This is a genomic window from Prauserella isguenensis (assembly GCF_014191605.1).
GTDB classification, from domain to species: Bacteria; Actinomycetota; Actinomycetes; order Mycobacteriales; family Pseudonocardiaceae; genus Prauserella; species Prauserella isguenensis.
In genome coordinates, this window is the sequence record NZ_JACHWU010000006.1 from 146,010 (window position 1) to 155,917 (window position 9,908).

Annotated in this window: 10 protein-coding genes and 1 pseudogene; 6 read left to right on the forward strand and 5 right to left on the reverse strand. The window is 63.9% G+C overall.

The genetic code is table 11. The features are described 5' to 3' along the window. The first annotated feature begins 5 nt into the window (after window positions 1–5). The 6 genes and pseudogenes from FHS23_RS20185 to FHS23_RS20210 all read left to right on the forward strand — a co-directional run bounded on the left by FHS23_RS20185 (window position 6) and on the right by FHS23_RS20210 (window position 4,996). Window positions 6–1,109 carry an alpha/beta hydrolase gene (locus tag FHS23_RS20185; RefSeq protein ID WP_183658422.1) on the forward strand — a complete coding sequence of 368 codons (1,104 nt, stop codon included), beginning with the start codon at window positions 6–8 and terminating at the stop codon, window positions 1,107–1,109. Between the two features lie 204 nt (window positions 1,110–1,313). Next, window positions 1,314–1,823 (forward strand): annotated as a pseudogene (locus tag FHS23_RS20190) (IS3 family transposase); the annotation flags it as partial. Window positions 1,824–2,022: 199 nt separating this feature from the next. Further along, window positions 2,023–2,475, forward strand: coding sequence for a helix-turn-helix domain containing protein (locus tag FHS23_RS20195; RefSeq protein WP_183658425.1), 453 nt, complete (start codon window positions 2,023–2,025; stop codon window positions 2,473–2,475). After that, the gene (locus FHS23_RS20200; protein ID WP_183658428.1) at window positions 2,472–3,272 is read left to right on the forward strand and encodes a DUF2637 domain-containing protein; all 801 of its coding nucleotides are present in this window, start codon (window positions 2,472–2,474) and stop codon (window positions 3,270–3,272) included. Before FHS23_RS20195 ends, FHS23_RS20200 begins: the two co-directional genes overlap by 4 nt. Before the next feature lie 144 nt (window positions 3,273–3,416). Next, window positions 3,417–4,079 carry a carbonic anhydrase gene (locus tag FHS23_RS20205; protein WP_221219868.1) on the forward strand — a complete coding sequence of 221 codons (663 nt, stop codon included), beginning with the start codon at window positions 3,417–3,419 and terminating at the stop codon, window positions 4,077–4,079. Window positions 4,080–4,162: 83 nt separating this feature from the next. Next, window positions 4,163–4,996, forward strand: coding sequence for a hypothetical protein (locus FHS23_RS20210; RefSeq protein ID WP_183658431.1), 834 nt, complete (start codon window positions 4,163–4,165; stop codon window positions 4,994–4,996). Between the two features lie 75 nt (window positions 4,997–5,071). On the opposite strand, the gene FHS23_RS20215 is transcribed toward FHS23_RS20210, so the two are convergent. From FHS23_RS20215 to FHS23_RS20235, 5 genes are all read right to left on the reverse strand, one after another. Then, window positions 5,072–5,509 (reverse strand): DUF5313 family protein, encoded by a 438-nt coding sequence (locus FHS23_RS20215; protein WP_183658434.1) that lies wholly within the window; start codon window positions 5,507–5,509, stop codon window positions 5,072–5,074. Between the two features lie 339 nt (window positions 5,510–5,848). Continuing rightward, the gene (locus FHS23_RS20220; protein WP_183658437.1) at window positions 5,849–7,663 is read right to left on the reverse strand and encodes a phosphoenolpyruvate carboxykinase (GTP); all 1,815 of its coding nucleotides are present in this window, start codon (window positions 7,661–7,663) and stop codon (window positions 5,849–5,851) included. Window positions 7,664–8,083: 420 nt separating this feature from the next. After that, on the reverse strand, window positions 8,084–8,647 hold the full coding sequence (locus FHS23_RS20225) for a hypothetical protein (protein WP_183658440.1): 564 nt from the start codon (window positions 8,645–8,647) through the stop codon (window positions 8,084–8,086). A gap of 353 nt (window positions 8,648–9,000) precedes the next feature. After that, window positions 9,001–9,336: an ArsR/SmtB family transcription factor gene (locus FHS23_RS20230; RefSeq protein ID WP_183658447.1), complete on the reverse strand. Its 336-nt coding sequence runs from the start codon at window positions 9,334–9,336 to the stop codon at window positions 9,001–9,003. Further along, window positions 9,333–9,542: a hypothetical protein gene (locus FHS23_RS20235; RefSeq protein WP_183658449.1), complete on the reverse strand. Its 210-nt coding sequence runs from the start codon at window positions 9,540–9,542 to the stop codon at window positions 9,333–9,335. Before FHS23_RS20235 ends, FHS23_RS20230 begins: the two co-directional genes overlap by 4 nt. Window positions 9,543–9,908 lie beyond the last annotated feature (366 nt).

Here is a 9,908-nt window from a genome sequence, read left to right on the forward strand (position 1 = left end):
TGGCGATGGAGACGACATCAAGGCAGAACCCGGGCGCTGCCACCGTGCGGCGCGACGTCTGGTTCGAGTCCGGTGGCCTGCAGTGCGCGGCGTGGCTATATGCCCCTGCCGAAGTGAGTGGATTGCGACCGCTGGTGGTCATGGCACACGGTCTCGGCGCGGTGCGGGAGTGGCGGCTGGACGCGTTCGCGGAGCGGTTCGCCGAGCAGGGGTGGATGGTGCTGGTGTTCGACTACCGGCACCTGGGAGCCAGCGAGGGCTCGCCTCGACAGCTGCTCGACATTGATGATCAGCTCGACGATTGGCGAGCTGCACTGGCCTACGGTCGGTCGCTGCCGGGGGTCGACACCGATAGGATCGCGGTGTGGGGAACCTCGTTCGGCGGGGGACACGCGCTGCGGATTGCGAGTGAAGACCATCAGCTGGCCGCCGTGGTGGCCCAGTGCCCGTTCACCGACGGTCCGGCTTCGCTGTTCTCACGCCTCCGCAGCTCACCGTTGAGCATGCTGTGGCTCGTCGCTGCCGGGGTGCTCGACGCCGTGGGGTCCTTGTTCGGCGCGAAGCCGGTGCTCGCTCCGGTGGTGGGCGTGTGGTGGATGCCCGCCTACCTCGTGTCGCCGACCGCGATCGCCGCCGCCTCGCGGCTGCTACCCCCGGGAACCCGGCTCTCCCCCCGGACTTCCGCGGCCGTGACCAAGATGTCGTCGCTGGGGAGGGGTCTATCGAAGAACATCGAGACCGGTGACGATTCCTTCCGGCCTGCCGCCACAGGGGTCGGTCGCGACACCCTCTGGGGCGTCCTCAAAGGGACCGACGGCGGGGCCGACAGCGCCAACGGGGTCGCGGCCCGGTTGGCGCTGCGGCTACCGCTGTACCGGCCGGGAAAGGACCTGCCGAAAATCACCGCGCCCACTCTGCTGTGCGTGTGCGAGGACGACAGGGCCGCACCCGCCGACACCACATCCCGGCTCGCCGCCGGGCAGGACCACGTCCAGGTCGGCCGCTACGAGGGCGACCACTTCGACATCTACGTGGGCGACCTATTCGAGCGCGCGGTACGAGACCAGACCGCCTTCCTGGCAACGCAGTTCGGCCCGAGCACGCGGTGAGCAGGTGCCCGCGCACACTACGATCGGCGACGCGCCGCCAGTGACCATCACAACGCCGCCCTGCGCAACCTCGCCGACAAGCTGCTCGGCCGCCTCTGGTGGTGCCTCGCTCATGACCCACCCTGGGACGACGGCACCGCCTGACCACCACCCACAAAGACCCCGAAGCCGGCCACTGGGGACAACTGACCCGTGTGGGATGTCTACGTCTACACCTGGTCGGGGTGGGTCTACGTCGCGTTCGTCATCGATGCCTACGCTCGGTGCATCCTCGGCTGGCGCACCAGTACCAGCATGACTACCGGTCTTGTGTTGGATGCGATCGAGCAGGCCATCTGGACCAGAAACCGGTACGGCACAACGGATTTGGCAGGACTCGTGCAACACACCGACGCCGGCAGCCAGTACACATCGATCACCTACACCGAACGCCTCGCCGCCGCCGGCATCGACGCCTCCATCGGAACCGTCGGCGACAGCTACGACAACGCGCTCGCCGAAACGATCAACGGCCTCTACAAGACCGAACTGATCAAACCCCGCAAACCATGGCGCACCGTCGAACAGGTCGAACTCGCCACCGCCGAATGGGTCGACTGGTTCAATCACCGACGCCTCTACGAGCACTGTGGTGACCTCCCACCAGCCGAGCTCGAAGCAGCCCACTACGCTCACCAACATCCTCAGCAACCAGCTGAGCTGTCACACCAATAAGTCTCCGGACATCCCGAGGCGGTTCAACCACCCAACACCGACCAGTGCGAGTCACACCAGTCCCACCAGCCACGACACCTTAAGGGACTAGAACACCGAAACAGGTCCTGACCAGCAAAAGCCCTCCCGACCAGACACTGGTCGGGAGGGCTGCTCTACGTTCAAAAGTGCTGGTCAAAGCACCAAAATCGAACCTCTGGTGGAGGTTGGGGGAGCTTACTCGAACACAAAAGCCCAGGTCAGCGCACTGGAAACACTGCGAAAGGAGCTGCCGGACCTGACTGCACCGTCCCAACCGACACCAAAGCGGGCAAAGCCCGGCCGCACCCGGCGACTCCGCGACGACCAGGTGCAGCAACTGATCGAGGGCTACAAGTCCGGCTCCACCGTCTACGAGCTGGGTGATCAGTTCGGTATCGAGCGCCGCACCGTCAGCGCGATCCTGCACCGCCACGATATCCCGATGCGCCGCCGCGGCCTGACCACCGAGCAGATCGACGACGCCGTCCGGCTCTACAACCAGGGATGGTCGCTGACCCGCATCGCCGCACGCATGGACGTCGCCGCCGGCACCGTCCGCCAACGCCTGCACGAACGCGGCGTCCCGATCCGCGACACCCACGGACAGCCCCGGGCAGGTGAAGCCCGATGACCAGCACGCCATCCACACCGAGCCCCACCCCCGATCGATCACTGCATCTACAGTGCGCCTGCACCCTCCTGGTGGCCGCGGGCGCCGCCTACGTCTCCTACCGGCACGGCCGCGACTTCGCCCTGCGCTTCGGCGCCGACGAAACCACCGCCACCCTCTGGCCACTCATCGTCGACGGACTCTTGACGATGGCCACCATCGAACTCTGGAAAACCGGCCACCGCCACCGCGCCACCGGGCAGTGGAAAGCATGGCTTTCCTTCGCCCTCGGCATCGGGCTATCGCTATGCGCCAACATCGCCTCCGCACCCGAACTGAACACCTTCTCCATCGCCGTAGCCGCCTGCCCACCACTAGCGCTACTGCTGTCAGTCGAACTACTCAACCAGGCACTCAAACGGCGCCACGCCGAGACGACGAGTGGGACTGTTCCCGAGTCCGACGAGAGCGCATCAGCGCAGCCGCACTCGACGGACTCGGGCGAAGCCAGCACGTCACCAGAGGTGCCCGAAGAGGCCGACGATGTGCCAGCGCTGCGCACGGTCGTGAACAACGTGCCCGGTCACAGCGCCAACACCACCGACGCAGACTCAGAGGTACCGCACGGTGAGGACGATGATCCGCTGCGCGAGGAGGCATACCGCCTCGACGCCGAACACTGGAACCTCTACCAACGTCCGATCTCCGCCGACACCCTCCGCCGAAAACTCAGCATCGGCTCGAAACGAGCCCGCACCCTCACCCGCCACATCCGCCAACACCGCCAACCCGGAGCCGTGCTGGCGGCAGTGGAATGAACACCCGAACCGCAGCAGCTGTCGAACCTCGGCAGCCCGCCGTCCTCTTACCTCACGTTGGGTGAGTCCTAGAAGCCAGGCGTTGGACTGCGGGTGACAAGTGCCACGGCCCGTCCTCATCGATAGTTCGGTAATTTGCTACGTATGTCCAGCTTCATCCCCTCCTCTCCTGAAGACGCGTTCGCTGTCTTGGTGGAGGGCAACGAGCGCTTCGTGCACGGCGACCGGTTGCACCCGAACCAGGACGCGGACCGCAGATCCGCCCTGACGCCGGGTCAACGTCCCTTCGCTGTGCTCTTCGGGTGTTCGGATTCCCGCCTCGCGGCCGAGATCATCTTCGACCGCGGTCTGGGCGATCTCTTTGTCGTACGTACGGCTGGCCATGTGTCAGGGCCGGAGGTTCTAGGAAGCATCGAATACGGGGTGAGCGTGCTAGGGGCGCCACTGGTAGTGGTGCTCGGGCATGACTCGTGCGGAGCTGTCACGGCAGCCGCTGAGGCTCACCGTGACGGTGTCGCGCCAGCCGGTTACCTGGGGGATGTCGTGGAGCGAGTGACGCCGAGTGTGCTGTCTGGACGTGCGGCTGGCCTGACCGAGATCAATCAGTTTGTGGATGAGCACATCCGGCGGACCGTCGACTATCTGGTGGGGCGCTCCACCCTGCTCGCGGCCGAGGTCGAAGCCGGCCGTTGTGCGATCGCGGGCCTGTCGTACCGGCTGGCCGAGGGCACGGCGGGACTGGTGGCAAGCCGCGGGCTTCCAACGGAAGACGGAACCGCCTTTCCGTCCGAGCGACGGGATCAGTGACCTACTGACCTGTCCGTGGCAAAGGACAACTGCACACGACGGTGGCGGGATCGATCAGCCTCCACAAGTGCGAGAGTGAAACGGTGACCACCGACCAGTCCAACGGCCTCGCTATGCCCGTCGCCGTGGTCAGTGACGGGAGCGGCTTGGCCGAACCCGTGGGATTCGAGCTGGACTCGGTGCTACGCGGGTACGCCAGGTTGCTTCGGCAACTCGGAGGGCCAAGGGCCTGCGACATCCTGCTGAATGCTTACGACGCCCATGAGCTTGTTGATGGTTTGCGCGCCTTGCCTGCGGAGGTCCGGGCGGTCTACCTCGTACACACGGACGCTTCGCGACTGGCGACCGTTCAGCGAAACTTGGGAGGCGGGTCCGGGGGACGCCTTGTGATCGCTGATCAGGACGTCACTGCAATGGCCCTGTGCGCAAAGTTGTTGACAATCCTGACGCGCAGAGGACGCGCGACTGCTACCAGTCAAGTCGTCCTCGCCGAAGGCAGCACCCTGCCCAACCTCGGCCCCTTGCTCATGGCTGTCCAGATCTTTGACATCGCGTTCTGGAAGGAAGCAGATGCCCCAATTTTTCCACTAGAACGCGTTTCTCAGGACGCCGATGCCGTTATCGACCTGCGAACCGAGCAGCATGATGACCTCCGCGCGCTAGGCGAAACCGGACCTGCGATCCTCACCCCCAAAGACAAAGATTTCGTCGGCTCCATCGGGGCCTTGCCTGGACTGCTCAACGTCGCCTTGGACTCGCCCATAACAAGGATCGATATCGACGTGTACGCCGCAGTGGCTCAAGCTCTGTGTACGATGACTCCACCAGACCAGGATTTCCCCGGTATAGATCCCGCCCTGACGGACAGTATTGAATGGACCGTTCGCCAGGCGGTGCGACATCCACGTGGCACATGAGAAGCGCCTCGAACCAAGGGCTGATAAATCCCAAGGAGAGGTAAAGACACTTATCGCACTAAGTTGTCATGACAATTAGGGGCGGTCTTGTCGCCATCTCGCGCGGTATCGCGCCGCTGCAGCCTCGTCGATTTGACTACGCACTCTTGACCCGTGTCCTGGCGGGAACCCGTAATTCGCAAGCCGATTGTCAACACTGTCCGTTGCGCTGGTCAGTGAAATTCTGACGACGACCAGAATCCCGAGCAGGAGTGAGCCGGCAGCAAGTGGCCAATTACCGCCAAGCACGCCTAGCGTAACGAACAGCGCGATGGCGATTGGAGCGATCTGCACGAGGCTGCGGATCAGGACACGCAGCAGCCATGTTGTACATGTTCCGTCGTGGAGAATCCATTTGCTGTACCTCGCTGGCAGCCTGCCTCCATACTGGTAGTACAGCCACAGCGCAGGATTTGGACGTCGCCGACCTCCCTCGCCTACAGACTGGCTGGCAGATTCAAGATCTTGGCACATAGATTCGGTCCATCAATGCGAGGTCAGCGTAAGCGTGTGTTGGGCACCCTCACCTTGCCATCTAGCGATGGCGGAGCGCGGCATCCGCAAAGCCGCTCGGCTCAAAGCCAGTGGATCCATCGAAGATCACCAACGAGTGGTCCCGAACGTCCATTTTGCGAACGTTCCAGGCTGGTCGGCGCCGAGCGATGCCCAGTGGGCTGTCGCACTGGACAGCCCACTGGACTTTCCGTGCCCGCTTTGGGGAGTCGGATGTAGTCACCACGACTCCCTCGACTGAGCAGTCATTGCCAAACCTCAGCGTGCCGCTTGGCAGTACCGCGAGCCGACCTGTGGCGCCTATCCGAGGCGGTGTTTGAGGGCGTTCAGCTCGTCGCCCAAGGGCATTGGCAGCGAGTTGCTGATCTTGGCGAACCACTCTTCGATCAGCGGGATCTCGGCCTTCCATTCCTCGACGTCCACGTTGAGCGCTGTTTCGACGTCCTCACGCGGGGTGTCTAGGCCCGACAGGTCGATCTGATCGGCTGAGGGCACCCTGCCAATGGCGGTGTCCTCGGCTGTGGCGTTGCCTTCGATGCGATTAATGATCCACTTCAGCACGCGGCAGTTCTCGCTGAAACCAGGCCACACGATCTTTTTTCCCGACTCGTCGCGGCGGAACCAGTTGACGTAGTAGATCCGCGGCAGTTTCGAGGTGTCCGCCGTCTCGCCGATGTGCAGCCAGTGCTGCAGGTAGTCGCCGACGTTGTAGCCGATGAACGGCAGCATGGCCATCGGGTCACGTCGCACCACACCAACCTGGCCGGTGGCCGCTGCCGTAGTCTCAGACGACATGGTGGCGCCCATGAATACGCCGTGCTGCCAGTCGAACGCCTCGTTCACCAGCGGCACCGTCGTCTTGCGGCGGCCACCGAAGAGGATCGCCGAGATCGGCACGCCCTTCGGGTCGTCCCACTCCGGTGCAAGGATCGGGCACTGCGACATCGGCGTGCAGTAGCGGGAGTTCGGGTGTGCCGCGGGCTCCTCAGAGTCCGGGGTCCAGTCCCGTTGCTTCCAGTCGGTCAGGTGCGCGGGCGGGGTTCCCATGCCTTCCCACCAGACGTCGTTGTCGTCGGTGAGGGCGACGTTGGTGAACAGCGTGTTGCCCTGCTCGATGGTGCGCATCGCGGTCGGGTTGGTGTGGTAGTCCGTGCCGGGGGCGACGCCGAAGAACCCGGCCTCGGGGTTGACCGCGTAAAGGCGACCGTCCTCGCCGAAGCGCATCCACGCGATGTCGTCACCGAGCGTTTCGACCTTCCAGCCCGGGATCGTCGGTTGCAGCATCGCCAGGTTCGTCTTGCCGCACGAGGACGGGAACGCGGCGGCGACGTAGTGGACCTTGTCCTCCGGCGAGGTCAGCTTGAGGATGAGCATGTGCTCGGCGAGCCAGCCCTCGTCGCGGGCCATGACCGACGCGATGCGCAGCGAGTAGCACTTCTTGCCCAGCAGCGCGTTACCGCCGTAACCGGAGCCGAAGCTCCAGATCATCCGCTCCTCGGGGAAGTGGGTGATGTACTTGGTGTCGTTGCACGGCCAGGCCACGTCCTGCTGGCCCGGCTCCAGCGGAACACCTACCGAGTGCAGCGCTGGGACGAACTCCGCGTCGGCGCCGAAGCGCTCCAAGACCTTCGAGCCCATCCGCGTCATGATGTGCATCGAAACCACGACGTACTCGGAATCGGTGATCTCCACGCCCAGTTTCGGCGGCTCGGCGTCCACCGGGCCCATGCAGAACGGGACGACATACATCGTGCGGCCACGCATGGCGCCCCGGTAGAGCTCCCGCATGATCATCTTCATGTCGACCGGGTGCATCCAGTTGTTGGTGACACCCGCGTCTTCCGGCTTCTCCGAGCAAATGTAGGTCGAGCCTTCGACCCGTGCGACGTCGCTGGGGTCGGACACGGCCCAGAAGGAGTTCGGCTTCTTCTCCAGACGAGTGAACGTGCCGGCCTCAACGAGCTGGTCCGTGAGTCGCTGCCACTCTTCCTGCGAACCGTCGCACCACACGACCTGGTCGGGTGTGGTCAGCTCGGCGACCTCGCGCACCCACGACAGCAGACGCTCGTGCGTGGTCGGTGCCTGGTCGAGACCGGGGATAGTCGCTGCGGTCATCCTGCCGCTCCTCACAGGTGCATAGGCACCATTCACATCGTTGGAAGGGATGGCCACCAGAGTAACGGGAATGCCTTCAAATCACGGAACGATCAGTATGTATTTTTACTCACTCCATCGGTTTGGGAATCGATTAAGTAGCGAAGGCAAAAAGCCGCCACAGAAGCGCGGACAGGATCTAGACAGCCTTAGATTGGTGACAGCCGACGTCCACAGCACCGCATCTGAACTGCCAAGATGCTGCCTCAAGAAAATGCCTAGTCGCATTCTTGCGCACACTACCGAAAACGGAAGCTGGCAACTAACTCCGATACTCCCGCATTGCTCGACACTTTCTCGGTGCACCCCATGCCGTTCTTGTTTAGTGTTCTACCTCCTCCTGTCCGTGGGACGAGAAATGGGAAGATCGGTCAGTATTCGTCATGTGCCGGGATCATGCTTGAGCGCTTGCGCGGTCGCCCACGCGACGCTGTCAGTGAGCGCGAGGTCGGGCGCGGGCAGGCAGCGATCGGCCGGCGTCGCCATCACTAGGGCATGAGCGCAGGCCCCATAAACACCCACGTCCATCCGCGGATTCGCCGCGTCCACGACCGCCCGCAGCAATCCTGGAACGGCGACGATCGAGCAGGTGGGGTCGTTCGGGGCGACCACCACGCTCGGGCCGTCGATCCCTGAGTCGTGTGGGCTGCTGGCTCGATCCCGGACGTCAATGACAGCGTCGGCTCCCTGGATGGCTTGGGCGAGCGGAAGCACTGCGGCGTCGGCTTGTTTCCAGATGCCGATGTCGCGAATGCCGGCGGCCATCAGCAGTGGGCAGAGGTTGGGCATGGCATCGGCGCCCGCGACCACTACGTAGCTGGTCGCTAGCTGGCGTCCAGCACGCATCAACGCGGTCAGCAACTCGGCCGTCAGTCCGATCGCGGTGGTGTCCTGATCGGTGATCAGCGGCGGCCCACCAGCCTCGGACAACGCGCGTTGGGCCACGAACCCTCGTTCGGGGTCCGTGTGTGCCAGATAAACGGCCCCGGTGTCAGCGGGAAGCGCCTGGAGAGAGCCGATGAGTTCGCGGTTACTCCGGGCGGTGACCGGCTGCGAAACGGCGTGGGGTCCACCGAGGTCCTTGATCAAGGCCGCGTAAGCGCGCACCGTCGGTTGCACCCGTAGTCGAGGTGGCCTTTGGTGCCGCAGGCCACTGCCATCACTGACGATCACAACCTCGCCGCGTTCGGCTCGGTTGTGGTGTGCCGACCTGGCACGACCGATTGGTTCCGGTCCGGAGGGGCGCTGGCCGGGAATGGCCGGCTGACGCTTGGAGTACCCACCGGACGATAGCGATGTCACGATGCTGTCTCCATGCGCAGTTCGGCCAGCAGCTTTCCTTGCCCTACCGCGTGCTGGGTCAAGACGAGGCGTGCCGCGCGCAACAAGTCACCGACATCGGTGGTGCTCAGCGAGTATTCGACCGTGTTGCCGTCTCGACGTGCCGACACCACGCCGGTTCCGCGCAGAACGGCCAACTGCTGCGACAGCTTGGCCGATCCCATCGGAAGCTCTGTCAACAGCTCGTGCACCGCCTTGGGGCCGTCCAGTAGCAGCTCCAGGACACGGATGCGCACCGGATGTCCCAGCGTACGAAAGAGCTGGGCCTTGACCTGATACAGCGGCACGGTCATCGGACGCTCCTGGTCGCGGTCGCCAGGACGACGGAAGGTACCCACTCTGTGGTGTCCACTCCGTGACTGGTGGCACAGTCGACCAAGTCCAGGAGCCGGGCGCTGTGCAGGTGGACCTCGTGCTCGTGGCCGGCTTTCTCGGCCTGCTCCAGCCCGTGCTGGGCAGCGTCGATGCGGTCCCGCAGGACCGTCAGAAACTCGTTCATCGCCCCGCCTCTTCCTGCCGTCACAAATCCGCCACGCAGCATGCCTCAATGATGTATGCAGTTAAAGAGTTTTGCAAGTATGCACTTATGTGAAGTGGAAGATGCCTACCTCGGCGCGATGGTTGGGTGTCGGATGCTTCGCTCTCTGCACGACGGCGACCTGGCTCACCTCAGTCCGACTCGCTGGTGAGCCACCAGCGAGGTAGCCCGCCGGCAGGCAGACCGAACCAGGTTGTGGGTCATGGACCAGCCCAGACTCCTCGGATGAGGCCTAGGTGCTGTTTAGGAATTGATCTTGGTGAGGTCGGCGAGCCAGATGTTGATGGCGGCGATGTGCAGGGTGGCTTCGTAGCGGACGGCGAGTTT

Bases quoted from the DNA above. Each gene is read 5' to 3' on its own strand.
- FHS23_RS20185 (WP_183658422.1), top strand. From the start codon at position 6: ATGGAGACGACATCAAGGCAGAACCCGGGCGCTGCCACCGTGCGGCGC.
- FHS23_RS20200 (WP_183658428.1), top strand. From the start codon at position 2,472: ATGACCAGCACGCCATCCACACCGAGCCCCACCCCCGATCGATCACTG.
- FHS23_RS20205 (WP_221219868.1), top strand. From the start codon at position 3,417: ATGTCCAGCTTCATCCCCTCCTCTCCTGAAGACGCGTTCGCTGTCTTG.
- FHS23_RS20215 (WP_183658434.1), bottom strand. From the start codon at position 5,509: ATGTGCCAAGATCTTGAATCTGCCAGCCAGTCTGTAGGCGAGGGAGGT.
- FHS23_RS20220 (WP_183658437.1), bottom strand. From the start codon at position 7,663: ATGACCGCAGCGACTATCCCCGGTCTCGACCAGGCACCGACCACGCAC.
- FHS23_RS20230 (WP_183658447.1), bottom strand. From the start codon at position 9,336: ATGACCGTGCCGCTGTATCAGGTCAAGGCCCAGCTCTTTCGTACGCTG.
- FHS23_RS20235 (WP_183658449.1), bottom strand. From the start codon at position 9,542: ATGAACGAGTTTCTGACGGTCCTGCGGGACCGCATCGACGCTGCCCAG.